General features: G+C 66.9%; 21 protein-coding genes and 3 tRNA genes. 13 read left to right on the top strand and 11 right to left on the bottom strand.

The genetic code is table 11. The annotated features are described in order from the left end of the window. The first annotated feature begins 1 nt into the window (after position 1). The 7 genes from AC3RCE_RS10455 (at position 2) to AC3RCE_RS10425 (ending at position 5,613) form a co-directional block, all read left to right on the top strand. Entirely contained in the window at positions 2–1,384 is a 1,383-nt protein-coding gene (locus AC3RCE_RS10455; RefSeq protein WP_492255118.1) for a multicopper oxidase family protein, read from the top strand. Positions 1,385–1,428: 44 nt separating this feature from the next. Beyond that, complete coding sequence (locus AC3RCE_RS10450) at positions 1,429–1,926, top strand: cupredoxin domain-containing protein (RefSeq protein ID WP_218338899.1); 498 nt, start codon at positions 1,429–1,431, stop codon at positions 1,924–1,926. A gap of 26 nt (positions 1,927–1,952) precedes the next feature. Further along, a complete protein-coding gene (locus AC3RCE_RS10445) occupies positions 1,953–2,531 on the top strand; it encodes a DUF411 domain-containing protein (RefSeq protein WP_492255117.1) in 579 nt (192 codons plus the stop codon). Beyond that, positions 2,528–2,896: a copper-binding protein gene (locus tag AC3RCE_RS10440; protein WP_218338901.1), complete on the top strand. Its 369-nt coding sequence runs from the start codon at positions 2,528–2,530 to the stop codon at positions 2,894–2,896. The genes AC3RCE_RS10445 and AC3RCE_RS10440 overlap by 4 nt, the downstream gene beginning before the upstream one ends. A 65-nt stretch (positions 2,897–2,961) precedes the next feature. Continuing rightward, the gene (locus tag AC3RCE_RS10435) at positions 2,962–3,972 is read left to right on the top strand and encodes a P1 family peptidase (protein WP_492255116.1); all 1,011 of its coding nucleotides are present in this window, start codon (positions 2,962–2,964) and stop codon (positions 3,970–3,972) included. A 329-nt stretch (positions 3,973–4,301) separates the two neighbouring features. Beyond that, on the top strand, positions 4,302–5,099 hold the full coding sequence (locus AC3RCE_RS10430; RefSeq protein WP_369642256.1) for a lectin: 798 nt from the start codon (positions 4,302–4,304) through the stop codon (positions 5,097–5,099). 10 nt (positions 5,100–5,109) lie between these two features. Beyond that, a complete protein-coding gene (locus tag AC3RCE_RS10425) occupies positions 5,110–5,613 on the top strand; it encodes an EF-hand domain-containing protein (RefSeq protein WP_492255115.1) in 504 nt (167 codons plus the stop codon). A 31-nt stretch (positions 5,614–5,644) separates the two neighbouring features. On the opposite strand, the gene AC3RCE_RS10420 is transcribed toward AC3RCE_RS10425, so the two are convergent. Beyond that, positions 5,645–6,307 carry a gamma-glutamylcyclotransferase gene (locus AC3RCE_RS10420; protein WP_218338904.1) on the bottom strand — a complete coding sequence of 221 codons (663 nt, stop codon included), beginning with the start codon at positions 6,305–6,307 and terminating at the stop codon, positions 5,645–5,647. A 300-nt stretch (positions 6,308–6,607) separates the two neighbouring features. Here AC3RCE_RS10420 and AC3RCE_RS10415 point away from each other — a divergent pair, with 300 nt between their 5' ends. Continuing rightward, complete coding sequence (locus AC3RCE_RS10415; protein ID WP_218294250.1) at positions 6,608–7,930, top strand: TAXI family TRAP transporter solute-binding subunit; 1,323 nt, start codon at positions 6,608–6,610, stop codon at positions 7,928–7,930. Positions 7,931–8,031: 101 nt separating this feature from the next. On the opposite strand, the gene AC3RCE_RS10410 is transcribed toward AC3RCE_RS10415, so the two are convergent. Both AC3RCE_RS10410 and ettA read right to left on the bottom strand, forming a co-directional pair. Continuing rightward, positions 8,032–10,491, bottom strand: coding sequence for a DUF1631 family protein (locus AC3RCE_RS10410; RefSeq protein ID WP_218338905.1), 2,460 nt, complete (start codon positions 10,489–10,491; stop codon positions 8,032–8,034). Between the two features lie 58 nt (positions 10,492–10,549). Continuing rightward, entirely contained in the window at positions 10,550–12,211 is a 1,662-nt protein-coding gene (gene ettA, locus AC3RCE_RS10405) for an energy-dependent translational throttle protein EttA (protein WP_010460919.1), read from the bottom strand. Between the two features lie 242 nt (positions 12,212–12,453). On the opposite strand from ettA, the gene AC3RCE_RS10400 reads away from it, so the two are divergent. The 4 genes from AC3RCE_RS10400 to AC3RCE_RS10385 all read left to right on the top strand — a co-directional run bounded on the left by AC3RCE_RS10400 (position 12,454) and on the right by AC3RCE_RS10385 (position 18,202). Continuing rightward, positions 12,454–14,274 carry a DEAD/DEAH box helicase gene (locus tag AC3RCE_RS10400; RefSeq protein WP_492255114.1) on the top strand — a complete coding sequence of 607 codons (1,821 nt, stop codon included), beginning with the start codon at positions 12,454–12,456 and terminating at the stop codon, positions 14,272–14,274. A 37-nt stretch (positions 14,275–14,311) separates the two neighbouring features. Next, a complete protein-coding gene (locus AC3RCE_RS10395; protein ID WP_492255113.1) occupies positions 14,312–14,887 on the top strand; it encodes a Rossmann-fold NAD(P)-binding domain-containing protein in 576 nt (191 codons plus the stop codon). A gap of 54 nt (positions 14,888–14,941) precedes the next feature. Continuing rightward, a complete protein-coding gene (locus tag AC3RCE_RS10390; protein ID WP_218338908.1) occupies positions 14,942–16,051 on the top strand; it encodes an endonuclease/exonuclease/phosphatase family protein in 1,110 nt (369 codons plus the stop codon). Positions 16,052–16,330: 279 nt separating this feature from the next. Next, the gene (locus AC3RCE_RS10385; RefSeq protein ID WP_492255112.1) at positions 16,331–18,202 is read left to right on the top strand and encodes a M14 family metallopeptidase; all 1,872 of its coding nucleotides are present in this window, start codon (positions 16,331–16,333) and stop codon (positions 18,200–18,202) included. A 64-nt stretch (positions 18,203–18,266) separates the two neighbouring features. On the opposite strand, the gene AC3RCE_RS10380 is transcribed toward AC3RCE_RS10385, so the two are convergent. Further along, entirely contained in the window at positions 18,267–20,018 is a 1,752-nt protein-coding gene (locus AC3RCE_RS10380) for a cation:proton antiporter domain-containing protein (protein ID WP_218294245.1), read from the bottom strand. Between the two features lie 215 nt (positions 20,019–20,233). On the opposite strand from AC3RCE_RS10380, the gene AC3RCE_RS10375 reads away from it, so the two are divergent. Next, a tRNA-Arg gene (locus AC3RCE_RS10375) sits at positions 20,234–20,310 on the top strand. A 127-nt stretch (positions 20,311–20,437) separates the two neighbouring features. On the opposite strand, the gene AC3RCE_RS10370 is transcribed toward AC3RCE_RS10375, so the two are convergent. The 7 genes from AC3RCE_RS10370 to uvrC form a co-directional block, all read right to left on the bottom strand. Then, positions 20,438–20,641: a hypothetical protein gene (locus tag AC3RCE_RS10370; RefSeq protein ID WP_055400780.1), complete on the bottom strand. Its 204-nt coding sequence runs from the start codon at positions 20,639–20,641 to the stop codon at positions 20,438–20,440. Positions 20,642–20,823: 182 nt separating this feature from the next. After that, positions 20,824–20,899: transfer RNA gene (locus AC3RCE_RS10365), tRNA-His, on the bottom strand. A gap of 48 nt (positions 20,900–20,947) precedes the next feature. Further along, complete coding sequence (locus tag AC3RCE_RS10360; RefSeq protein WP_492245509.1) at positions 20,948–22,876, bottom strand: SurA N-terminal domain-containing protein; 1,929 nt, start codon at positions 22,874–22,876, stop codon at positions 20,948–20,950. 60 nt (positions 22,877–22,936) lie between these two features. Beyond that, positions 22,937–23,012 (bottom strand) — tRNA-Val (locus tag AC3RCE_RS10355). A 15-nt stretch (positions 23,013–23,027) separates the two neighbouring features. Then, positions 23,028–23,300, bottom strand: coding sequence for an HU family DNA-binding protein (locus AC3RCE_RS10350; RefSeq protein WP_008906675.1), 273 nt, complete (start codon positions 23,298–23,300; stop codon positions 23,028–23,030). Between the two features lie 475 nt (positions 23,301–23,775). Beyond that, positions 23,776–24,342, bottom strand: a complete 567-nt coding sequence (gene pgsA / locus AC3RCE_RS10345) for a CDP-diacylglycerol--glycerol-3-phosphate 3-phosphatidyltransferase (RefSeq protein WP_218294243.1) — start codon at positions 24,340–24,342, stop codon at positions 23,776–23,778. A gap of 60 nt (positions 24,343–24,402) precedes the next feature. Next, positions 24,403–26,412: an excinuclease ABC subunit UvrC gene (gene uvrC / locus AC3RCE_RS10340; protein ID WP_218338932.1), complete on the bottom strand. Its 2,010-nt coding sequence runs from the start codon at positions 26,410–26,412 to the stop codon at positions 24,403–24,405. Positions 26,413–26,504 lie beyond the last annotated feature (92 nt).

The following is a 26,504-nucleotide window of genomic DNA, read 5'->3' as shown; positions in this document are numbered from 1 at the left end:
CATGCAAAGACGCCATTTCTTCTCCGGCGCCGCCACGGCCGTGGCCGCCGTTTCCGTCAGCCGCGCGGCCCTGGCCGCCTTGCCCGAGCCCGCCATGCAAAGCAGCGCCGATACGTCCGCGCCGCTGCACCCGCCCACGGGCCGTCCCTACAACCCCGTGGTCACCCTCAACGGCTGGACCACCCCCTGGCGCATGAACGCGGGCGTCAAGGAGTTCCACCTGGTTGCCGAACCCGTGGTGCGCGAGGTCGCGCCGGGCTTCGTCGTCAACATGTGGGGCTACAACGGGCAGAGCCCCGGCCCCACCATCGAGGTGGTGGAGGGCGACCGCGTGCGCATCTTCGTCACCAACCGGCTGCCCGAGCACACCACCATCCACTGGCACGGCCAGCGCCTGCCCAACGGCATGGACGGCGTGGGCGGGCTCAACCAGAACGCCATCCAGCCGGGCAAGACCTTTGTCTACGAATTCACGGCACGCCGCCCGGGCACCTTCATGTACCACCCGCATGCGGACGAAATGGTGCAGATGGCCATGGGCATGATGGGCCTGTGGATCACGCACCCGAAGGCGGCGCACCCGCACATCGCCCCCGTGCAGCGCGACTATGCCTTCCTGCTCAACGCCTTCGACGTGGAGCCTGGCAGCCGCACGCCCAAGGTCAACACCATGCTGAACCACAACATCTGGTGCTGGAACAGCCGGGTGTTCCCCGCCATCAGCCCGCTGGTGGCGCGCCAGGGCGAGCGCGTGCGCATCCGCGTGGGCAACCTCACCATGACCAACCACCCCATCCACCTGCATGGGCACGAGTTCGAGGTGACCGGCACCGACGGCGGCCCCGTGCCCAAAGGCGCGCGCTGGCCCGAGGTGACCACCGACGTGGCCGTGGGCCAGATGCGCCAGATCGAGCTCATCGCCGACGAGCCCGGCGACTGGGCATTGCACTGCCACAAGAGCCACCACACCATGGGTGCCATGGGGCACGACGTGCCCACCATGATCGGCGTTCAGCACGAGGGCCTTGTCGGCAAGATCCAGAAGATCGTGCCCGACTACATGGTGATGGGCGAGCGCGGCATGGCCGACATGGGTGCGATGGAAATGCCCCTGCCCGACAACACCTTCCCCATGATGACCGGCACCGGCCCCTATGGCCCGCTGGAGATGGGCGGCATGTTCACCACCTTCAAGGTGCGCGCCGGCCAGGCGGCGGGCGACTACCGGGACCCGGGCGACTACCAGCAGCCGCCCGGCACCCAGGCCCAGGAATGGAAGGGCCTCGTGGCCAGCACCCCGCACCCGCCCCGCGGCGACACGCCAGGCACAGCAACCGGCGCGGCCTCCGCGCGCAAGCCCGCGGCCAGCGGACATCGGCACTGACATCCACGGCCAGCACCTCCCCCATTGAAAAGGAATCATCCATCATGAAAACTATCAAATTCATAGCAGCCATCGCTTTACTGGCATCCGCAACCAGCAGTTTCTCCCATGAAAACATGCCGCACCCCGGGGCCCGCGCAGCGGCGGTGAAGGAACAGAAGGCATGGGGCATCGCGGGCGACACCCAGGCCGTGGCCCGCACCATCACCCTGCGCATGACGGACGACATGCGCTTTACCCCCAGCCACATCGAAGTGCGCGAGGGTGAAACCGTGCGGCTGCGCGCCGAGAACAAGGGCCAGGTGCTGCACGAGGTCGTGATCGGCACCAAGGCCGACCTGGACGCACACGCCGAGATGATGGCCAAACACCCCGGCATGGAGCACGACGAGCCCTACATGGCCCATGTGGGCGCGGGCAAGAAAGGCGACATCGTGTGGCAGTTCAACCGCGCGGGCCAGTTCGACTTTGCCTGCCTCATCGCGGGCCACTACCAGGCGGGCATGACCGGCACCATCACCGTGCTGCCCCGCAAGCCGTGATACCGCCCCGCACCCCAGGAGAACCCATGAACCGATACACCACGGCCGCGCACGGCGCCGCCCTGCCCCAAGCCACGGGCACGACAACATCCGCAGGCCAGTCCAGCCGCCGCCAGTGGCTGGCCACCACGCTGCCCCTGCTGGGTACCGCGCTGGCAACCGCCACGCTGCCGGGGCTGGCCCGGGCCGCTACGGGCACCGCCACCCCGGTGGAAGTGTGGAAAGACCCCAGTTGCGGCTGCTGCAAGGACTGGGTGGACCACATGCAAGCCAGCGGCTTCAAGGTGACGGTGCACGAGACCGGCAACAACGCCGTGCGCGCCCGCCTCGGCCTGCCGCCAAAGCTGGGCTCGTGCCACACCGCGCTGGTGGGCGGCTACCTCATCGAGGGGCACGTTCCCGCGAGCGATGTCCGCACTTTGCTGCGGCAAAAGCCCCCGGCCCTGGGGCTGGCCGTGCCGGGCATGCCCATCGGCTCGCCCGGCATGGATGGCGCCGCCTATGGCAACCGCCGCGACCCTTACGACGTGCTGCTGGTCGCCCGCGACGGCACCACCCGCGTCTTCAACAGCTACCGCGCCACCACAGCGAAAGGCACCCCATGAAATCCTTGCAAGCCATCACCGCCTCCACCCTCCTTCCGGTCCTGGCCGCGCTCGCGCTGGCTGCAGCGGCGCAGCACGCCGTGGCCCAGGTGCCTGCGGCCGCCCCCGGCCAAGCAGCGTCCGCGCACGCCGGTGGCCAGGATGCGCTCAGCGAAGGCGAGATCACCCGCTGGGACGCGCGCACGCTGCGCGTCACCCTTCGCCACGGAGAGATAAAAAACCTGGACATGCCACCCATGACCATGGTCTTTCGCGTGCAGGACGCCAGCGTGGTGGGCGACCTGAAACCCGGCGACAAGGTGCGTTTCAGGGCCGAACAGGTGGGCGGGGCCTACCACGTCACGCGCCTCGAAAAAGCGCCCTGACAGGATCGCCCGGAGCCCTGACACCGCGCAAGGACAGCGCGGTGCCCGGGCACATAATCAAAGCCATGAGTTCATCCCCCCACGTCCTGGCCGGCAGCGCCGGCAGCATCACCCGCGTGGCCGGCATCGAAGTCGGCCACTTCACAGAAACCCGTCGCCCCACGGGCTGCACCGTCATCATCACCCGCGAGGGCGCGGTGGCAGGCGTGGACGTGCGCGGCGCCGCGCCCGGCACGCGCGAGACGGATCTGCTCGACCCGTCGAATCTGGTGGACAAGGTGCACGCCATCATGCTGGCCGGGGGCAGTGCCTGGGGGCTGGATGCCGCCACCGGCGCCGTGCGCTGGCTCGAAGAGCGCGGCATCGGCTTCGACGTGGCGGTGGGTCGCCTGCCCATCGTGCCCGCCGCCGTGCTGTTCGATCTGCTGGTGGGAGACATGCGCATCCGCCCGGATGCCGAGGCGGGGTATGCGGCGTGCGATGCGGCCTCCACCGCAGACCCCGCGGAAGGCAATGTGGGCGCTGGCACCGGCGCGGCCCTGGGCAAGATCTTCGGCATCCAGCGCGCCATGAAGGGCGGCATCGGCACCGCCTCGGTCACGGTCGATGGCGTGACCGTGGGGGCCCTCATTGCCTGCAATGCGCTGGGCGACGTGGTGGACCCGGACACCGCCCAGGTGATCGCCGGCGCCCGCACCGACGACGGCCTGCGCCTGCGCGACACCCGCCGCGCCCTGCTGCGCGGCGACCCGCCACAGCCGCTGCTGGCGGGCACCAACACCACCATCGGCGTGGTCGCCACCGACGCCGCCATCACCAAGGTCCAGGCCCATCGCCTGGCCGTTGCCGCCCACGACGGGCTGGCCCGCAGCATCAACCCCGTGCACACCATGTCGGATGGCGACACGATCTTCAGCCTGGGCACCGGCCGCGCCAACAAGAGCCTGGGCATGATGGTCCTGGCCACCATGGCCGCGGAAGCCACGGCCATCGCCACGGCGCGGGCGGCACGGGCAGCACGCGCGATCACCACGGCGGAGGGACTGCACCTGCCCTGGGCGGGCGACCTGGGATGACGCTTCCCTGATCCCTGGCCGGCCACGCCTGCCCGGTTGACGCCGATGCAGGCACTGCCGCTGGGGCTTCCCGCGCGGGCCACCGCACGGCAGGCCAGCGCCGAAGAAGGCGTGCGCATTGCCCCCCGCCGGCCCGGCGCAACGGCGCCCCTCGCCAGAGGATTCCAGGCACGGCGGCTGGAACAGCCGACACGGCAAGCCCCCCGGAAGCCCCTATGATGCATACGCCGGACGGCCCCCATGCGCCGGGCTTCCGGCAGCCGTGCAGTGCGGCCCGGCCGCGCGGCGGGCTTCGAGCACCACAGTTCCGATTGCAACGAGGAGAACCCATGAAAGACCCGACCCGTCTACGGCGCGCCTGGCTGCTGTGCCTGCCTCTCCTGGTGAACGCCCAGGCCGCGATGGCCCAGGACCAGTTCGTGGACCTGCAGTCGAACGGAGGCTATGCCTCCTACCGCCTGCCGGACGACACCACCCAGGTGGACCTGAGCGAACAGACGCAAGGCGCCTGCCGCTTCAACAGAACCTGGGGCTATGACCTGACCCGCCGCGAGCTGTGGACCAACGGCGGCTGCGGCGGCCGCTTCAAGGTCACCCGGGCCTACGCGTCCGGCAACAACCAGAGCGGCTCCAATGCCGGCGCGGCCGTGGCTGCCGTCGCCGCCATCGCAGGCATTGCCCTGCTGGCCAACCACAACCGGCATGACGACGACCGGAGGCCCGAGTACCCGGACTATCCCGACTACGGTGGCCGTGGCGGCGAGATCCGTGTGGACGGCCGCCTGTGCCTGGACGTGACCAAGGGCAACATCCGGCCTGGCACCCCGCTGCAGGTGTATGACTGCAACGGCACGGCATCCCAGCGCTTCAGCGTGGGCCGGAGCGGCGAAATCCGCGTGCGTGACCTGTGCGTGGATGTGGACCGTGGCGATCCACGCGACGGCGCGCGCGTGGTGCTGTGGTCGTGCTCCGGCTCCCGCAGCCAGAGCTGGTCCACACGGGGTGGGCAGATCGTGAGCCAGCTCAATGGCAAGTGCCTGGACGTGGAAGACGGCCGGGTCCGCCAGGGAGCGCCCACCATGGTGTGGCCATGCAACCGCAGCCCCAGCCAGCGCTGGTGGTGGTAAGGAGCCCGAGATGACGACGATGACGAATCCCGCCCTTCGCCTTCTTGGCGCTGCCGCCTGCACGCTGGCGCTGGTGGCAGCGGGCCACGCAGCCGACACCCCCGTGTCCTCGCCCGCCACGCCGCCCAGGTCTGCCGCTGCCGGCCAGAAACCCGCACCCAAGCCCCTCGCCAACCGGCTCCAGGCCATCTGCTCCTCCGCCGATCTCAACCACGATGGCAGCGTCTCGCTGGATGAGTTTCACCAGGACATCGTGCGCAGCTGGCACAGCCTGGGCCCTGACGCGGACGGCTATGTCCCGCTCTCCGGCCTGGCGAACGTGCCCCGCATGGGCAAGGGCCGGTTGAAGCGGCTGGCGGCCACCGACAAGGACGGTGACGGCAGGCTTTCGTTCAAGGAGGTTGTGGAAACCCGCATGGCCTACTTCGAAGCCGCGGACACGGACCAGAATGACGAGCTGTCGCTGCAGGAATGCGTGGCCTACGAGCGCCAGCGGCGCAGCAGCAAGCCGTAGATGCCGTGGGAGCCCCGGGATGCGGCGTAGGCTACGGCGCCTCGGACGCTTCCCGCATCCTGGCCATGATCGCCTCGATGTAGGGATCATGCAGCCCGTGCTCCCGCAGCGCACGATCAAGCGCCAGCACGTAGTCAATATTGGGGCCAAACACGCCACGGGCGCGGGCGACCAGCCGTGCCACGGTGGAGGCTGACGCGTCCTGCTCGTGCTGTGGGTGCTCGGTGTTGGCCACGAAAGTAATGGCATGGACCGTACCGCCCCCGGCCAGCTGCACCGGCAACCACCGCGGCACATAGCTGCCGCCCGTCATCTCGCGCGTCCACAGCAGGCGGACTTCGTCGCGGGCCGTGGGTGTGGCAAGCCTCAGCGCCACCCCCTGGACCTCGCCGCCGGACAGCAGGGAGAGCACGCGGCCAGGCTGCCCGGGACTGCCCCGCCCCGAGATGGAGCGCAGGCAGAAGCTGCGGTGCCAGCCCCGCAGCGTGGCCGTGCGCTGTTCTTCGAAGACCATGAGCGGGTTCCAGATGAGCGAGCCATACCCGAAGACCCAGACAGGGCCGCCGGGGCGCTGGGCCCAGGTCTCTGCAAAGGACTGATCGAGCCGTGCATCCGTCCATGAGGCATGTTCCGGCATGGCCAGGTGGCTGCGAAAGCTGCCGTTGCCGAGGTTCTCGCGGGTCAGGATCGTCATGGGAGCGACGGCGCCAGGGTGGGCACGGAAGATGAAGCAGCAGACAGTTTGCCATGCTGCCCCCGTCCTGCGCACGGGGCCGCAGGGGCGGGGCCCGGCACATACCGCACCAACGGATACGTTTGCTCCCCTGGCGCGGCCGCGCATGCACGGATAATCAGCGTGCCCCGGCCCCGCAGGGAGCATCGCCGGCACCGCGGCCGGCCATCCGCCCTGATTCAACCGCCTCCGGCGTGATACCCGTACCCGCTCCCTTCTCGCAGCCCCCGCCGTCCACCCTTTGCACTCCACACCGATCACATGTCCCAGGCCTTTCGCAACACCCTGCTTTCCCTGCGCGACCTGATCGTGTCGGCCGGCCCGCTTGCCTTTCTGGCGGTGGGGCTGCTGATGGTGGCGTACTGGTGGCTCAACCCCAACCCGCCCAAGACGGTGACGCTGGCCACCGGCCCCGGTCAGAGTGCGTATGAAGAGTTTGGCAAGCGTTACCAGAAAGCGCTGGCGGTGGACGGCATCGAGGTCGTGCTGCTGCCCAGCGACGGGTCCTCGCACAACCTCCAGCTGCTGCGCGAGGGGAAGGCCGACGTGGCATTCGTGCAGGGCGGCACGGCCGAACTGCAGCCTGATGATGCGGACGCGCTGGTATCGCTGGGCAGCCTGTTTGTAGAGCCCGTGTGGCTGTTCTACCGGACGGAATCCGCCGAGCGTGCCTACAACGTACCCAGGCTCGACAGCCTGCGCCAGCTGCGCGGCTGGCGTGTGAATGTGGGGTCCGAAGGCAGTGGCGTGCCCAAGCTGATGGAACGCCTGCTCGACGCGAACAAGGTGGAGCCCGGCGCGGTGAAGATGTCGCGGCTGGAGCAGACGCCTGCCACCATGGATTTTCTGGCGGGCAAGCTCGATGCGCTGGTTTTTGCCTCCGCCCCTGAATCGCTGATGGTGCAGATGCTGCTGCAGACGCCCGGCGTGCAACTGCTCGACTTCGCCCAGCATGAGGCCTATGCGAGGCGCTTTCCGTTCCTGACGCCGGTGACCCTGCCACGTGGCGTGGTGGACCTGGCCGCCAATGTGCCCACACGGGACGTGCGCCTGGTCGCCTCCACCACCTCGCTGCTGGCGCGCGAGGGCACGCACCCCGCTTTGCTGACCCTGTTCGCACAGAACGCGCAGAAGCTGCACGGCGGCTCGGGCTGGTTCAACCGCGCACGGGAGTTCCCCAACTCGCGCAGCAGCGAACTGCCCATCGCCAAGGAAGGCGACCGTGCCATGAACGAGCCCGTCCCCATGCTGCAGCGCTACCTGCCGTTCTGGATGGCCAATCTGATTGAGCGCATGTGGCTCGTGCTGGGCATCCTGCTGGCGATCATGCTGCCACTGTCGCGCATCGTGCCGCCGCTGTACCAGTTCCGGGTGCGTTCACGCGTGTTCCGCTGGTATGGCCGGCTTCGCGAGATCGAGAACGACATGGAAGCGGGCAAGGCGGATTCGGCCGAACTCCTCAAGGCCCTGAACACGCTGGAGGCACAGGCCGAAAAGGTGAGCGTGCCGCTGTCCTACGCCGACGAGCTGTACGCGCTGCGCAACCATATTCACCTGGTGCGCAAGAAGCTGCTGCGCGCATGACCCACGGGGCTTGACCCCCATGGCGGGGAAAGGCGCCCCGTCGCAGCCGCTGGACCAGGGCCTGGAATGCCGCCGGAGCCGGGGCCGGGGCCGGTTGGTTTCTAGCGCGTCTTGGAAGAGGAAGACCTGGAGCCCGACGTCGACCCGGATCCGCCCGAACCCTTGCGGGCCGCTCCTGCGGCGACGGCATCCAGGGCACGGGTGGTGGCCGGCAGGGTTGGCACGACGCGCAACGAACCCTCCGCGGCCAGCTTGTCGCGCATGCGCCGCGTCATGGACTGCGTGCTCGCATCGGGCGCCGTGAACAGGAACAGCGTGCCATGCGGACTGGCCCAGGTGAGCTGGGTGCGCACCAGCCGACCATTGGTGATGAGCTCGACCCAGGCACCGATCACGAAATCGGCATAGGGATCGGGGGCTGCCTCGACAGGCGCCTGTGCGCTGTCCTCCGGTACCGGGGCGGAGGACGCGGCTTCGGCAGGCTGCGGCGCCGGCGGCGGAGCATCGGCCTCCGGCTCTGGCTCTGCCTGAGGCGCTGCCGCCACGGGGGCGGGCGCGGGCTTTTCAAAGGCAGACTGGTGCAGGCCCACCAGCCGCTGCAAGAAGGCGCTGGTCTGAACGGCAGGGTAGTTGACGGTCTTGAGACCTTTGCGCAGCTTGGCCAGCAAGCCGGGAATCGCCTCATTCAGGCGGTCAGGCTCCTTGCGCGTCAGGTCTGGCTGCGAACTCCACAGCAGCACTGGAACCAGCGCCAGATAGCCACCAGGATCTTCATCCCGGCTGTCGTCCGCCTTCAATACCTGCGCCAGCGCGATCACATCGGCCCAGGGACCTGCCGCAAAATCGAGCACGTCGGCAGGGACATTCTCCAGATCCGGCAGCTTGCGGATGTCCGCCGCAATCTTCTCGGCCAGCATTTCGCGCTGTTCGGCATGCAACAGGGCTTTCTGCTGCGCCTCCTGGTGGGCCTTGATCTTCTGCTCCTGCGCCTCCCAGGCGGATTGCAGGGCCTTGAGCACCGTGTCGAAGGGCCCCGCATCCTTGATTTCGTTGGTGGTGAGGTGCTCCACCGCCCCATTGAGCAGGCGCATGAAGCGGCTGAACCCGGGCGTGGATTCCGCGGTGAAAGCGAGGCTGCGCTGCGTCAGCTCGTCGAGCAGGCGCCGGGCGGGATGGGTTCCGTCGGAGAAGAACCGCCCATCGTGCCGCACCAGTTGCTTGAGCGCAGGCTCCAGACTCTTCACGGCCTGCTGGACCTGCGGCAGCAGGCGGGAGTCTTGCGCAATGTTCTCCATCATGCGGCCGACCACTTCGATGGCCATGGCCGTGGACTGCGTGGCGGCCTCCATCGGCATGGCCGCATAGACCACCGGCGCCACCCCGGGGCCCCGCCATCCCGACAGCGGGGCCGACAGCGAAGCCGACTGGCTGCCACTTGCAAGGCGGCCCACCAGGCGTTCAAGCTGGGCCATGTCCTCGATGGCCTCCGCCGCGGCGCCCGCAGGGAAATAGCCACCGCCATGGGGCATCGCCTGTGCTCCGGCCACGGCGCCCCCCACTTGAGGCGACGCCACCCACGCAGGCTGCAGCGCCACCGGCTGCGAGGGCATCGCCGCCCCGTACGCACGCGGATCGAAGGGGTCGCCACCCGCCAGCATCTGGCGCAGGATGCCCACGGTCAACAGGGCCTCTTCCGCGGCGGGCGCCATGGGCGACTGCATGGAATCGCCGCTCCAGCCGGTCGACGGGCCGATTCCCCGGCCATAGCCGGTGGTGCCATAGTCTCCCATCGGTGCTGCCATGGAGTTTCCGTAGCCGGAATACCCCCCGCCATAGCCCGTCCCCATGCCGGTGTTCATGCCAGGGCCGCCGTATCCTCCGCCGCGCCCCGAGTTTCCGGAAGGCGTGCCCAGCACCGCATAGCCGACCGGCTGCACGCCGTGCTCTCTCAGGCTCGCAGCGGTTTTCTTGTATTCATCGACCAGGAGCTTGCCCAGCAGATCGCGCATGTGCTGCATCCACAGCTGGCGCACCTCGGGCGAGACACCGGTGTCGCCCACGACCTGCTGGAGGGCGCGGATGTAGCTTTCAGGGCGCAAGGGGTTGCGCTCGGGCTGCACGCTGCGCAGGCCTTGCGCCGAACTGACCAGGGTATTGAGTTCGGCCAGCACCGCGTCGGTGGCGTGCAGTGCCGACTGCTGCGCCTTGGAGAGTTCCACCTGCGCCTGCATCTCGCTCTCATCCATGAGCGAGAGTTCGCCGAAGTCCATGCCCGTGTCTTCCGCCGAACTGCGGCCTTTGGCGATGCCCGGCCCTTCGGCGAAGATCTCCAGCAAGGCCATGGGGTAGCCCTTGACCAGCGCAGCCTCATGCTGGTTCAGCAGCCGCAGGCTGTCGCTGACTAGGTTGCGCTGCTGGATGTTGCGGTTGGCCGACTCTTCCTCCGTCAAGGCCGCCTGCGTGACCTTGACCAGTTGCTGCATCAGCGCCTCGCCCCCGCGCACGGCGTTGACGACACAGGCACGGAAAACGGTTCTCGAGCGAGACGCAGTCTGGGACATGGTGGGGGAAGGAATCGGACGACAAGTTTCCAGATGCAATGCTACTTGACCTGACGCCTTATTTGAGGGCTTTGAAACGCATCCGCTTGGGCTTTGCACCCTCTTCACCCAGGCGTTTCTTCTTGTCCGCCTCGTATTCCTGGTAATTGCCGTCAAAGAACGTCCACTGGCTGTCACCTTCGGCGGCCAGGATGTGCGTGGCGATCCGGTCCAGGAACCAGCGATCGTGGCTGATTACCAACATCGTGCCGGCGAATTCCAGCAGCGCATCTTCCAGAGCCCGCAAAGTTTCCACGTCCAGATCGTTGGACGGCTCATCGAGCATCAGCACGTTGCCGCCAGCAATCAGCGTCTTGGCCAGGTGCAGGCGGCCGCGTTCGCCGCCGGAAAGCATGCCGACCTTCTTTTGCTGGTCGCCGCCATTGAAGTTGAACCGGCCACAGTAGGCGCGGCTCGCCATCTGGAACTTGCCGACATTGAGAATGTCAAGTCCGCCGGACACGTCTTCCCACACCGTCTTGTCGTTGGACAGGTCATCGCGGTGCTGGTCCACGAAGGCCATCTTGACGGTGGAGCCAATGACGACTTCGCCCGAATCCGGCTTTTCCTTGCCAGCAATCAGCTTGAACAGCGTGGATTTACCTGCGCCATTGGGGCCGATGATGCCGACGATGGCGCCCGCGGGAATGTTGAAGCTCAGGTTGTCGATCAGCACCCGGTCGCCAAAGGACTTGGTGACGTTCTTGAACTCGATCACCTGGCTGCCCAGGCGGTCGGCCACGGGAATGAAGATTTCGTTCGTTTCGTTGCGCTTTTGGTATTCGTAGTCGCTCAATTCCTCGAAGCGGGCCAGGCGGGCCTTGCTCTTGGCCTGGCGGGCCTTGGGGTTCTGGCGCGACCATTCCAGTTCCTTCTTCAGGGCCTTGGCACGGGCTTCTTCGCCCTTTTGCTCGGCTTCCAGGCGTGCGCCCTTTTGCGTGAGCCAGTCGGAGTAATTGCCCTTGTAGGGAATGCCGGAGCCACGGTCCAGTTCCAGGATCCACTCGGCCGCGTTGTCCAGGAAGTAGCGATCATGGGTGATGGCCACCACGGTGCCGGAGTAGCGCTGCAGGAACTGCTCCAGCCAGTCCACGGATTCCGCGTCCAAGTGGTTGGTGGGTTCGTCGAGCAGCAGCATGTCGGGCTTGGAGAGCAGCAGGCGGCACAGGGCCACGCGGCGCTTCTCACCACCAGAAAGCACGCCGATGTTGGCATCCCACGGGGGCAGGCGCAGCGCGTCGGCGGCAATTTCAAGCTGGTGCTCGGAGTCGGTGCCGGCGGTGGCGATGATGGCCTCCAGCTCGGCCTGTTCGGCGGCCAGCGCATCAAAGTCGGCGTCTTCGGCGCCGTAGGCGGTGTAGACCTCCTCCAGGCGGGCCTTGGCGGCAAATAGCTTGCCCATGCCCGCTTCCACGCTCTCCCGCACGGTTTGCGTGGGATCCAGCTGGGGCTCCTGGGGCAGATAGCCGATGTTCAGGCCCGCCATGGGAATGGCTTCGCCCTCGATTTCCTTGTCCAGGCCCGCCATGATTTTCAGGAGGGTGGACTTGCCCGAACCGTTGGTTCCCAGCACGCCGATCTTGGCGCCCGGGAAGAAGCTCAGGGAGATGTCTTTCAAGATCTGCCGCTTGGGCGGCACGATCTTGCCGACGCGGTTCATGGAGAAAACGTATTGGGCCATTGAATGTCAAACCTGCAAAAGTGAGCAGAAATTCTGCGTGCAAACCGAGATTATCGGGCCATGCGACAATACCCACCGTAGCGGGCTCCAGTTGCCCGTCACATCAGCACACTGCTGGGGACGAAAGAAGCAACGCTTCCGGGCTCCCAATCCTGAACCTCATCAGCCTGAGACTGGCTCGGCAACCCCCCGGTTGCACGACAGGTTGATACCCAGCGCCCCGGACGGGCGCAATCAACGACATGACATTTGACGAACTGAACCTGGCTCCTGCCATCCTGAAGGCCGTGCACGAAACGGGCTATGAAACCCCCACGCCCATCCAGGCCCAGGCCATCCCCGCCGTTCTGGAAGGCCACGATCTTCTGGCCGGCGCGCAGACTGGCACCGGCAAGACCGCCGCGTTCACCCTGCCCATGCTGCACCGCCTCTCGCAAAGCGCCGCACCCAAGAACAAGTTCGGCGGCAAGGGCATCCGCGCCCTGGTGCTGACCCCCACCCGCGAACTCGCCGCCCAGGTGGAAGAGTCCGTGCGCGAATACGGCAAGTACCTCGACATCAACTCCACCGTGGTCTTCGGCGGCGTGGGCATGAACCCGCAGATCGACCGCATCAAGCGCGGCGTGGACATCCTGGTGGCCACCCCGGGCCGCCTGCTGGACCTGCAGCAGCAGGGTTTCCTGGACCTGTCGACCGTGCAGGTCCTGGTGCTTGATGAAGCCGACCGCATGCTGGACATGGGTTTCATCCACGACGTGAAGAAGGTGCTGGCCCTGGTGCCCAAGGACAAGCAGAGCCTGCTGTTCTCCGCCACGTTCAGCGACGAGATCCGCGAGCTGGCGGGCACGCTGCTCAAGAACCCGCAGAGCATCCAGGTCACGCCGCGCAACACGACCGTGCAGCGCATCTCGCAGGTGATCCACCCCGTGGGCCGCGGCAAGAAGAAGCAGGTGCTGCTGCACATCATCCAGCAGCACAACTGGAGCCAGGTGCTGGTGTTCACGCGCACCAAGTTCGGCGCCAACAACGTGGCCGAGTTCCTGACCAAGAACGGCGTGCAGGCCATGGCCCTGCACGGCAACAAGAGCCAGAGCGCCCGCACGCAGGCCCTGGCCGGCTTCAAGAGCGGTGATATCCGCGCCCTGGTGGCCACCGACATTGCCGCGCGCGGCATCGACATCGACGACCTGCCCCACGTCGTCAACTATGAAATCCCCAACGTCTCGGAAGACTACGTGCACCGCATCGGCCGCACGGGCCGCGCTGGCGCCACCGGCGAAGCCGTGAGCCTGGTCTGCATGGACGAAGAGGGCTTCATGATGGACATCGAGCGCTTCACCAAGCAGCAGATCCCGGTGCAGATCATCGAAGGCTTTGGGCCCGAGCCAGGCGAGAAGGCCGAGCCCATCGCCATGGGCCGCCAGACCATCTGGGGCGGCGCCGGCAAGCCCCCGAGCCGCGAAGTGATGCAGGCCGCCGCCAAGGCGGCGCGCAGCGAAATGATGGAACGCATCCGCACCAACAAGGCAGGCCAGGGTGCTGGCGGCGGTGACCGTGGCCCCCGCCCAGCCGGCGGTGGCAATGGCGGCGGCCGTGGCGGCCGCGCCGGTGGTGGCGCAGCAGCAGGCAGCGGCGGTGGCAGCAACAGCCCGCGCGGCGCCCGTGCCGGCGGTGGTGGCGGCCAGGGCGGCGGCGCACGCGCTGGTGGCCAGGCCCCTGCACGCGGCCGCTCCGGCGGCGGCGGCGGTGGTGGTGGCTACGAAGGCGGCAACCGCTATGACGACTCGCAACCTCCACGCGCCAATGCCCACCTGGGCACGCACATGGGCCACGCCAACCCGGGCCACCGCAGTTCCGGCCATGCCGGCGGCGGCGCGGGCGGCCAGCCTGATCCGATGCGCACCAGCGTGGACAGCATGGGCGGCGGCGGTCGCCGTGGTGGTGGCGGTTATCGTGGCGGCAACGGTGGAGGTGGCGGCTATGGCGGAGGCACGGGTGGTTCTGGTGGCCGGGGCAACGGGTCTCGTGGGCCAGGCGGTTCTCGCGGATCTTTTAACCGCTGAGACGGATGAGGCAGGGGGCGCTCCAGGCGCCCCCCGCGTGGCAGCCGTGCATGTGCTGCACGCCAAGGGACGGCGCGCGCCAGCCACGAGCCACCCCCGCCTGCACTTGCACGCGGTGGACTTTGCCGCCCTGCCCGCCCTGCCGCCCATTGACGAGGTCTACATCACGCTGGGCACGACCATGGCTGCCGCGGGCAGCCAGAGTACTTTTCGCGCCGTGGACCATGACGCCGTGCTGGCCACCGCCCGCGCAGCGCGTGCCGCCGGGGCCACCCGCTGCGGCGTGGTCACCGCCATGGGCGCCAACGCGCAGTCGGGCATCTTCTACAACCGCGTCAAGGGCGAGGTCGAGCGCGACCTTCAGAGCCTGGGCTTTGCCACGCTGGTGATCGCGCGCCCTTCCCTGCTCATCGGGGAACGCCAGGCCCTGCAACAGGCAGCGCGCCCCGCCGAATCCATCTCCATCAAGTTGTTCAGGTGGCTGGATCCGGTCATTCCCGCCAAGTACCGCGCCCGTCCGGGCACCGATGTGGCGCGGGCGCTCGTGCGGGCCGTGCGGTCAGGCCCTGCCGGACTGCATGTGCTGGCGGGCGACGCGCTGCGGGCCTTCTGACCCTGCCAGCCGGTGCGGACCGCAGCCACGGCATCCTTGTGCGATGCTCTGCCCATGCGCCCCAACGACCCACCCCAGCCCCTGGCCACCCTGATGGTGGCCACCTGCAACGTGCTCAACCTGGCCAACCCGGGCCGCCTGTTCTATGAGAACCAGGATCCGTACACCCAGGCCGAGTTTGATCGCAAGCTCACCTGGCTGGGCGACCGCTTCCGCATGCTCAATGCCGATGTGCTGGCGGTGCAGGAGGTATGGGACGACGCGGCCTTCAAGGGGGCCATCGGCCGCAGCGGCCTGCGCTACGACTTCGTGGCCGTGCCCGGGGCGGAGAACGACGCCACGCATGGCGGTGCACAGGGCACGCCACGCGTGGGCATCGCCACGAGGCTCAAGGTGGAAGCCTTGCAGTCGTTCCCGGAATTCCCGCCGGGCTTTCACGTGGATGTACCAGGGCTGGCGGTGCATGCGCGCTTTGAGCGGCCGCCACTGGTCCTGACGCTGCGCATGAAGCATGGTCAGCGCCTGAATGTGCTGACCGCGCACCTCAAGTCCAAGCGCCCCAAATTCCTGCAGGATGCGCAGGGCAACCCGACGGAAGACCGGGACGACCGCAAGGTGATGGCATTGGCCTCCCTGCGTTCCTTGATCATGCGGGGCGCGGAGGCCATGGCGCTGCGCTGCCTGGTGATCGATCTGCTGCACCGCACCAGCGTGCCGCTGGTGGTGATGGGGGATTTCAACGACACGCCCGACAGCGTGACAACGCAGCTCATCTGCGCCACGAACGAGATCGCCTACGACCGCTCCGCCCGCGATGTGGCCCTGTTCAATGCCTACGACCTGCAGGGCGACGCGGCGCTGAAGAAGGATGTGGCGTACTCGCACATCCACCAGGGCTCGCCCAGCGTGCTCGACCAGATCCTGGTGAGCGAGGAGTTCGTGCACAACGGTCGAAACAGCATCGGCGACGTGCGGCGGGTGGACTATTTCAATGACCACCTGCATGAAGGGCGCGACCGCACCCGTTCGGACCACGGGTTCGTGCGCGCGCTGCTGCGGCTGAAAATGATGCCGGCGACCACGGCTGCACCCGGGGCGCCAGCGGCCGCGCATGCGGCGGCGGAGTCTCCATCCAGCCCGCTCGCTTCCGGCCCGGGCATGTAAGCGCGGGCACGGCACGCCGCGGCCCGGCGCGCATTCGGCGGTTGCGGGATGGCACGTGCCCGCTCGCAGGGGGTGGCGCTGAGCCCCCAGGGGCCGCGATCACCCAAGCTTGCGGCAAGGCGCCTTCGAGAGTCGCCGGTGAAACTGCGTGGAAAAGCGGCAATCCGGGTGTCAACCCTGTGTTTGCAACGGGATGTACGCTGACACGGTACTGCGGGGGCGGGCAGGTAACATCACCGTAACAAGCCGCCCGCGAGGCTCCCAATGGCAGAAACCACCATGACCATGCATTCCCCTTTTCTCCGCCACCCAACGGACGCCCCTGCCGCCCTGGTTGCGCCCGCCTTTTCGACAAGGCGGATGCCCTTGCGCGCGTCGGCGCTGCTGGTCGCCGTGCTGCTGACGGCCTGCTCCAGCACGCCCCTGCCCCCCTGGCCGTCCACCCCTGCCGCCAGGACCACCGCACCGGCCCCGCTGCCGCGTGTGCAGCAGGGCACCGTGGTGCCCACGCCGCTGGGCCAGGCATCGCAGGCGCAACGTCAGGGGGCCATCGCCAGCCCCCTGCCACCACCCGCCGCGCTGGTGGTCCAAAACGAAGGCCCCATGGCACCGCCCTATGGCGCAGCCGTGGCAGCCCGCTTCCCCGACCCCGCCGTGGCCTACAGCACGCCTGGCCTGGGCCCGGACCGCCGGGCTTTCACCACCAATGCCGAACTCGGCCAATGGCTGCTCTCGCTGGCTGAACCGGCCCCCCGCGGCCCCACGCGCACCAGGTTGCTCCATCTGGGCACGTCCCAACGCGGGGAGCCCATCCAGGGGCTGCTGGTCACCCGTGCCGCTGGCACCGAGCCCGCCAACCTGGACACGAGTGGCCGGCCGACGGTCGTTCTGGTCGGGCAACAGCATGGCGACGAACCTGCGGGCAGCGAGGCCCTGCTGGTGATCAGCCGCGAACTGGTGCAGGGGCTGCTCGAGCCCCTGCTCGACCGCATCAATGTGGTGGTGGTGCCCCGGGCCAATCCCGACGGCGCGGCCGTGGGTACGCGTGTCACGGCCAATGGCGTGGACTTGAACCGCGACCACCTGCTGCTCAACACCCCGGAGGCCCGCGCGCTGGCCAAGGTGGTCAATGACTACCGCCCCATCCTCGTCGTGGACGCCCACGAATACACCGTGGTGGGCCGCTACCTGCAAAAATTCAATGCCATCCAGCGCTACGACGCACTGCTGCAATACACCACCACCGCCAACTACCCCGAGTTCCTGACCAAGGCCTCCCAGGAGTGGTACCACCAGCCGATGGTGGCAGCGCTCAAGGCGCAGGGCCTCACGAGCGACTGGTACTACACCACCTCGACCAATCCGGAGGACAAGCGCATCTCCATGGGCGGCACACAGCCCGACACGGGCCGCAACGTGAACGGCCTGAAGAACACGGTGAGCCTGCTGATCGAAACACGGGGCGTGGGCATCGGGCGCATGCACATCCAGCGCCGCGTGCATTCGCAGGTCACGGCCATCGCCAGCGCGCTGCGCAGCACGGCCGAGCGCGCCGGCAACCTGGAGCAGGTCCGCTCCTTTGTCGCGCGGGATGTGAGTGCCCTCGCCTGCCGCGACCAGGCCGTGATCGAGGCCGCCGCCACGCCCACCCAGCGGGAGCTGGACTTCCTCGACCCGGAGACAGGGGCAGACCGCCCCATCCGCGTGGACTGGAACTCCTCCCTCACCTTGCGCCCGACCAAGACCCGGGCCCGGCCCTGCGGCTACTGGCTTTCGGCCAGCTCCACCGCCGCCGTCGAGCGCCTGAGGCTGCTGGGCCTGCAGGTCATGCGCGTGGCCGAGCCGGGCTCCGCGCTGGCCGACATCTACCGTGAAACCGCCCGCGAGGCAGGCGACCGCCAGGATGTGATCGGCACCATCGCGGGTGGCACAGGAATCGTGCGTGTACAGGTGTCGCCCGTGCGCAGCGCCATCGACGTGCCCGCAGGCAGCTTCTACGTGCCGCTGAACCAGCCCCGCGCCAACCTGGCCCTTGCCGCGCTGGAGCCGGACACGCAAAACAGCTATTTCGCCAACCACCTGATCGAAGAGCTGGGGAACACGGCGCGCATCATGGCGCCTCCAGCACTGGTATTTGAAGAAACCGACTGATTTGCTATTCAATTCATAGCATTCAGCGCTTTCCACCAAAGCGCTACAGGCCTCAAAGACCAAGCTAGACCCGGCTGTGCAGCGATGCCGGGCTGGTGTGGCGTGCGAGGCGGGCCTCCGTGCGTTCCAGCACATGGCGGGCCATGGCCTGCGCCAGTGCCTCGTCGGCCAGGAACACCGTGCTGTCGCATTCCTGCGCCAGCCTGCGGGCCTCGTCCCCGCTATGGCTGCGCACCACGGTTTCGATGTGGGGATTGAGAGTGCGCGCGGTAGTGATGATCTGGCGCACATTGAGCGTGTCCGGTGTTGCGATCACCAGCATCGCGGCCCGTGCGATGTGGGCCTGGATCAGCACCGCGGGGTCCACGGCGTCGCCAAAGACCGCCGCAATGCCCGCTTCCCGCAATGACTCCACCAGTTCACGGTTCTGCTCCGCCACGACGAATGGAATGTCATTGGCAACCAGCACCTGTGCCACGCGGCGCCCCACCCTGCCATAGCCCACCAGCACCACCTGCCGAGCGAGATACCGGGCGTCGGTGCTCATGGGGAGCTCCGCGAGCGGATCGTCCCGCTGCTCCAGCCGCCGCGCCAGCTCCGAGCGAGCGCGCAGCCAGGTCTGCAAGGGAGCAATGGCGTGGAACAGCATGGGGTTGAGCGCCATCGAAATCAGTGCCCCCGCCAGCACGAGGCTGGCCCCTTCAGGTGGCAGCAGCCCCAGCGAAGAACCCAGCGCCACCAGGATGAAGGAGAACTCCCCGATCTGGGCCAGGCTCGCGGACACCGTGAGGGCGGTATTGAGCGGATAGCGAAATGCCAGGACCAGCGCGGCAGCGGCCAGCGTCTTGCCCAGCATGATGATCGCCACCACCGCCAGCACCTGCACCGGGCGGTCCCACAGCACGGCCGGGTTGAAGAGCATGCCGACGGAGACAAAGAACAGCACGGCAAAAGCGTCGCGCAACGGCAGGGATTCTTGCGCGGCCCGGTGGCTGAACTCTGATTCACGCATCACCATGCCGGCAAAAAAGGCCCCCAGCGCAAACGAAACCCCAAACAGGGCCGCTGAGCCAAAGGCAATGCCCACGGCGGCCGCCACCACGCACAGCGTGAACAACTCCCGCGAGCCCGTGCGTGCCACCTGCCAGAGCACCCACGGAAACAGGCGGCGCCCCACCAGCAGCATCAACGCGACAAAGCCGCCCACCTGCAGCAGCGTCCATCCCAGGGCCTGCCACAGTGCCGCGCCATCCACATCCTTCGCCGCGGCGCCATCGGGTCCGCTGCCGCCCAGCCAGCCGGCAAGCGGCGGCAGCAAGACCAGCACCAGCACCATGGCCAGGTCTTCCACCACGAGCCAGCCCACGGCAATGCGGCCTGTGTGGCTGTCCAGAATACCCAGGCTTTCAAGGGCACGCAAAAGCACCACCGTGCTGGCCACCGACAGCGCGAGGCCAAACACCAGGGCACCGCCCAGCCCCCATCCCCACCAGGTGGCCAGCGCCATGCCGAGCGCGGTGGCCACCATCATCTGCACCACAGCCCCGGGCACGGCGATTTTTCGCACGGCCAGCAGATCCCCCAGGGAGAAATGCAGGCCGACGCCAAACATCAGCAGCATCACACCAATTTCTGCCAGCTGGCTGGCCATCGCTGCATCCGCCACAAAACCGGGTGTAAAAGGTCCGATCACCACCCCCGCCAGCAGATACCCGACCAGTGCGGGCAGCCGCAACCGCGCGGCCACGAAACCCAGCGCCAAAGCAAGCCCCAGCGCAGCAGCAATGGTGTGTATGAGCGTGACGCTGTGGGGCATGGTGTGGCCAGATCGAGGAAATGGATGGCGAGCGCGTGTGGCCTCGTTATAACCGCATCCGCCTTGCCCCTGCTACCACCGCATCAGCGCGGGCGGGTCTGTCCAGGGCAGCACTGGCCACGGGTTATGATCCACGCTCTGCGCAATCGCGCGGTTGCGGAAGATTTCCGCAAGGCAAGTAGGCCCCCGTGCGCCAAAAGCCCATCTCCATCTATCTGCCCGTAGCTCAACTGGATAGAGCAATAGCCTTCTAAGCTATAGGTCGGGGGTTCGAGTCCCTCCGGGCAGGCCAGCTTCCTTTACAGGCCAGGTGCTGTACCAAGCCCCTCTACAAAAAGCAAGGCACAGGCCACAAAGGCATCCATGCGGTTTCGCACCCACCTGCCCGGGCAGCCCCATGCCCCGGACAGCGTGAACCACTATCGGTTGGGCTGAGGAACTGCCGCGTAGTTCATGGCAATGGCCTGCACCACCGCTCCGATCAAGGCGCCATCTCCCGCGCTCTGGGGTAGAACCTCGCGCACGATCTGGACCGCGTACTCCAGTTGCTCCTTGGCAAGGGCTGCGGACATGGCGTTGCCACGCTTTTCACTGGGCGACGCATCGCGGATCACAAGGCTCATGGAAGGCTCCGAAAAGGAATAGAAGGCACAGTATGCGCTGTGCCACAAGATCTGCGGCAACCACTGAGGCCTTCAGCCACCAAGATGCCCCCGCCTGGGGCGAGCTGGTGACCGAGAACTCCGTTGCGGGCCTCAAAAGCAAAAAAAGCGCTGCAACTATCGTTGCAGCGCTTTTGCATGTTTGGGGTGGCTGATGGGGCTCGAACCCACGACAACAGGAATCACAATCCTGGACTCTACCAACTGAGCTACAGCCACCGTAGCTGTGTATTATAGCCTGGGATTTTCATCCCACGGCCAATTTGATCAATTTTCTGCGGTAGCTTGTGCCAGGGCGGACGGACGAGGCGCCTTGATCTCTGCCTTGAAGCGCTTCTTCAGCATCTCGTAGTACGCCTGGCCCTCGGCCGATGCCCACCATTGCAGGTATTGCTGACGTTCTTGCTGGGCACGCTGCGCATCGGGGGCCTGGCGTGGCACCACACGGTTGACCTTCACCACCGCGTAGCCTTCAGCTCCCAGGTCCACGCCAGTCCAGGCCGGCAGGGGTTCCGTGGGTGTGTGCAGCGCTGCATCAATCACCGGCCGGGGCAGGCTCTGCACCTGCTCGCGTGAAATCTGGACAGGGGCGCTCAAGCCACTGGCGCTGGACGGAGTCGCCTTCCACGCTGCCAGCTTGGCTTCACCTTCCTTGCGCGCCAGCTCCGACGCCTTCTGCCCAATGTAAAGCTCCCGCACGCGGGCGCGAACTTCTTCCAGCGGCAGTGTCCTGGCGGGGGTGTACTGCACCACGCGGCCGGCTGCCATCTGGCTGGGCCCGACTTCCACGGCTTCGGTATTGCGCTTGTTCTGCAGCGAGTCCGAAGAAAACAGGGCTTCGAGGAATTTGGCATTGGCCAGCGGGCCAGCCGCACCGGGCGCGGGCGTGCGGGTGATGCCGGATGCCGCCTGCACCTTCAGCTTGAGCTTGTCGGCCACCGGCTTGAGGCTGTCAGCCTGCTCGTACACACCATTGGTGAACGCTTCGGCCACTTCCGCGAACTTGCGCTGGGCCTGCTGCTGCTTGAGCTCCGCCTCCATGGCGGGGCGCAGCTCTTCGAAGGAAGGCTGGCGGGGCGCCTTGATGTCGGTCAGCTGAATGATGTGGTAGCCGAAGTCTGTTTCCACCACATCGCTGATGTCGCCCTTCTTGAGCGCAAAGGCCGCGTCTTCAAACGGTTTGACCATGGCGCCACGCCCAAAGAAATTCAGGTCGCCGCCGCCCGTGGCCGAACCCTTGTCGTCCGAAGCTTTCTTGGCAACCTCCGCGAACGTGGCGGGCGCCTTGCGCACCTGTGCCAGCAGTTCGGTGGCGCGGGCCTTGGCCTTCTCGCGGTCGGTCGAAGAGGCCTCCTTGGGGGCATTGATCAGGATGTGGCTGGCACGGCGCTCTTCCTTGCCTGCCATGCGCGCCACGTTTTCCTTGTAGTAGGTGCGCAGATCATCCTCATTGAGCGTGATGCCGGAACGCACGCTGTCGAGGTCCAGCACCACGTACTCCACCGCGGCCTGCTCCAGTTGCTGGAACTGGGCGGAGTGGGTCTTGTAGTACGCCTCCAGGTCCGCATCCGTGGGCACCACCTTGCCGGCGAAGTCCGTGGACTTGAAACGGGCCACCTGGACTTCGCGCTGCTCGTACAGCGAATCCAGCGCGACCTTGACCTGGGCATTGGTGCCGAACACCGAACCCATCACGCCGCCAAGGACCTGGCTGGTGGAAAGATCACGCCGTACGTTCGCCTCGAAGCCTTCGGGTGTCAGGCCCTGCGTACCCACCAGGGCCCGGTAGGCCTCCGCGTCGAGCGTGCCGTCCGCGCGCTTGAGCCCGGCGATCGCGGGGATCTCCTGCAGGCTGCGAGCCAGGCGCGAGTCGCTCGTCACCAGGTGCATGTCCTTCGCGGCGGCGGCCAGTACCCGGTCGCGCACCAGCCGCTCCAGCGTGGCATAGCGGGCCTGCGGCGAGTCCAGGAGCTTGGGATCGACCGAGGGAGACTGCGCGCGCATGCGGTCAGTCTCCATGCGATGTGCGTTGTCCCAGTCGGTCTGGTTGATCTTGTTGCCATCGACGCGCGCGACCACAGGGCTCTTTTCAGAGAAGTAGTTGCTGTCAATGCCCACCAGCACAAACGATGGAATGATCAGCAAGAACAATAAGACCATGACGATCTTGGAGTGCTTGCGGATGGATTCAAACATGGTCGATCTTTCAGAAGGCAAAAAACAAAAGGCGAACTTGCGTTCGCCTTTGTTCGGTGATGGTGGGTCCTGACGGTCTCGAACCGCCGACCTACTCCGTGTAAAGGAGCCGCTCTACCAACTGAGCTAAGGACCCCACCTAAACTGATCCTCAGTTCAAGGCATCTTTCAATGCCTTGCCAGGACGAAACTTCGGAACTTTAGCAGCTTTGATTTTAATCGTTGCGCCCGTGCGGGGATTGCGGCCCGTGCGGGCAGCGCGCTTGCCGACCGCAAAGGTGCCGAAACCGACGAGCGAAACGGTGCCGCCCTTCTTCAGGGTCTTCTTGACGGCCTCGATCGTGGATTCCAGGGCACGAGCAGCAGCGGCCTTGGAGATGTCGGCGTTGGTAGCGATGTGCTCAATCAGTTCGGTTTTGTTCACAAGAAGCCTCTCGGAAAAGAGTTGATGGAATGTCTCGCGGATATCTGGTCTTCACACGTCCGAAAGCACAGCCAAGGGCTGGTTGAAAACAGACGGGGGAATGACTGGCATACACAGCAGTGGCTGCTGCATCAGATTAAAGCCATCGAGTTTCCGGGTGTCAATACAACACGCTGCTTTGGAGCAGCGTTGCGTCGAATTCTAGTCGTATTTCACGCTGCGACAGGGCTTGTGGGGCGTTTTTGTCTCAAACATGCCGTATGGGCAGCATTCCGTATTGACACCCCAGTTCCAGCACTGCACGGCGGGCTGAAGCACGTTGCCGCGCACCGGAATGCAGGGCGTCGGCGGGATGACAAGAAGTACGCGGCCTCCGCCCCCCAGGGAGCCGGCGCCCCGGCCAGGGCGCGCGCCGAAAGGGGGCGGAAAGTCGGGCCTGGCCCAGCCCATGGCGCCTGCGGCCCACGGTTCCATGTCACTTCACGCGCGCGCGGATCTCGGGCAATGCCTTTTGCAGGTAGTAGACCATGGACCAGACCGTGAGCACGGCGGATGCCCAGATGAGCCAGGTGCCCCACACCCCGGTGTCGATCATTCCGAACAGACGCCCGTCGTACAGCAGGAACGGGATGGCGATCATCTGCACCGTCGTCTTGACCTTGCCGATCATGTGCACGGCCACGCTCTTGCTCGCGCCGATCTGCGCCATCCACTCGCGCAGGGCCGAGATGGCGATCTCGCGCCCGATGATGATGAGCGCCACGAACACATCGGCGCGCTGCAGATGGACCAGCACCAGGAGCGACGCGCAGACCAGGAACTTGTCGGCCACCGGGTCCAGGAAGGCGCCAAAGGACGAGGTCTGGTTCAGCTTGCGGGCCAGATAGCCGTCCAGCCAGTCGGTGGCGGCAAACACCACGAACATCACGGTGGCGATCAGGTTGCGCGTGGCGGGGTCCAGCGGCGCATAGAACACCCCCACGATCAAAGGTATCGCGACGATGCGCGTCCAGGTCATCAAGGTGGGGATAGTCCAGAACATGGCGGCGATTGTGTCACGGCGGCACCGGGAACTCCGGGTGCGCCGCGATCAGCACGGCGTCTAGCGCAATGCGCGGTAGATTTCCTCGGCGAGCTCGCGCGAAATGCCGTCCACCGTGGCCAGGTCTTCCACGCTGGCCGATGCCACGCCCCGCACACCGCCAAAGCGCTGCAGCAGCCGGGCGCGCTTCTTGGGGCCCACTCCGGCGATCTCCTCCAGTTGGCCCCCGCCCACGCGCACCTTGGCGCGCGCCGCGCGCATACCGGTGATCGCGAAGCGGTGGGCCTCGTCGCGGATCTGGGCCACCAGCATCAGCGCGGCCGAGTCCTTGCCCAGGTAGACCTTCTCGCGCCCGTCGGCGAACACCAGCTCCTCCAGCCCCACCTTGCGTCCTTCGCCCTTTTCCACGCCCACGATGCGGGTAAGGTCCAGCCCCAGCGCGGAGAACACCTCGCGCGCCACGCCCACCTGGCCCTTGCCGCCGTCGATCAGCACCAGGTCGGGCAGGCGGGCCACGCCCCGGGGCTGAACGGGCTCGCCGGCCCCTGGCGCCGGGTTGGCCGCAAAGTCGATGCCCCCCGCCTCGCGCGCGGCTTCGGCCACCTTGCTGTAGCGGCGCGTGAGCACCTGCCGCATGGCGGCGTAGTCGTCGCCTCCGGTGATGCCTTCGATCTTGTAGCGGCGGTATTCGCTGCTCTGCATCTTGTGGTGGTGGAACACCACGCACGAGGCCTGGGTGGACTCGCCGGCCGTGTGCGAGATGTCGAAGCACTCGATGGTGAGCTGGTCCAGGTCCTCGGGCGGCAGGTCCAGCGCTTCGGCCAGGGCGCGCGTGCGCGCCTGCTGCGAGCCCTCTTCCGCCAGCAGGCGCGCCAGCTGCAGGTCGGCGTTCTTTTGCGCCATGTCCAGCCAGGCGCGCCGCTGCTCGCGGGGCTGGTGCACGGCGGTCACGCGCAGGCCGCACTGGTCCCCCAGGGCTTCCAGCAGCGCCTTGTCCACCGGCTCGCTGGTCACGAGTACCGGGGGCACGGGCACGCCGATGTAGTGCTGTGCAATGAAGGCCTCGAGCACCAGCACCTCCACGCGGCGGGCGACGCGGTTGGGGGTGGCGTCGTCGGCGCCTTCGCCCCCCTCTTCCTCGAACACGGCCGCGGCGTCCTCCACATGCACGGGGAAGTACGGGCGGTCGCCCAGATGCCGCCCGCCACGCACCATGGCCAGGTTCACGCAGGCACGGCCGCCCAACACCCGCACGGCCAGGATGTCCACGTCCTTGTCATGAGCGGTCTCGATGGACTGCTGGTGCAGCACGCGCGACAGCGCCTGGATCTGGTTGCGCACCTCTGCGGCCTGCTCGAACTCAAGCTGGCCGGAGTGCGCCATCATGCGCGCCTCCATGGCCTGCAGCACCTCCTGCGTCTCGCCGCGCAGCAGGGCCTCGGCATGCGCAACGTCGGCGGCATAGGCTTCGGGCGATATCAGGTTGACACACGGCCCCGTGCAGCGCTTGATCTGGTACAGCAGGCAGGGCCGCGTGCGGTTGGCGAACACCGTGTCCTCGCAGGTGCGCAGGCGGAACACCTTCTGCAGCAGCTGGATGGACTCCTTCACCGCCCAGGCGCTGGGGTACGGGCCGAAGTAGCGGTGCTTCTTGTCCACGGCGCCCCGGTAGTACGCCATGCGCGGAAAAACCTGCGAGGGCGAATCCCCGCGGCCCGCCCCGGCAGCCCCCGGCGTGCCGGTGATCTTGAGATAGGGGTAGCTCTTGTCGTCGCGGAACAGGATGTTGAACTTGGGGTTCAGCGTCTTGATCAGGTTGTTTTCGAGCAGCAGCGCCTCGGCCTCGGAGCGCACCACCGTGGTCTCCATGCGCACGATCTTGCCGACCATGTGGCCGATGCGCGTGCCGCCATGGTTCTTGGTGAAGTAGCTCGAGACGCGGCGCTTGAGGTGGCGCGCCTTGCCCACATACAGCAGCGCGCCCTGGGCGTCGAAATAGCGGTAGACACCGGGCAGCGCGGGCAGCGCAGCCACCTGCGCCAGCAGTTCTTCGGAATGCACATCAGACATGCCGCATATTGTGGCTGCGCGCAGGACAGCGCACAGCCACCTCCACCCGAAATGCTACACAAATAATAGCTACTGGCGCTTTTCAATCAAGC

It is taken from the genome of Acidovorax sp. GW823-FHT05D11 (assembly GCF_058795695.1).
This window is presented reverse-complemented; position numbering and strand designations above follow the sequence as displayed.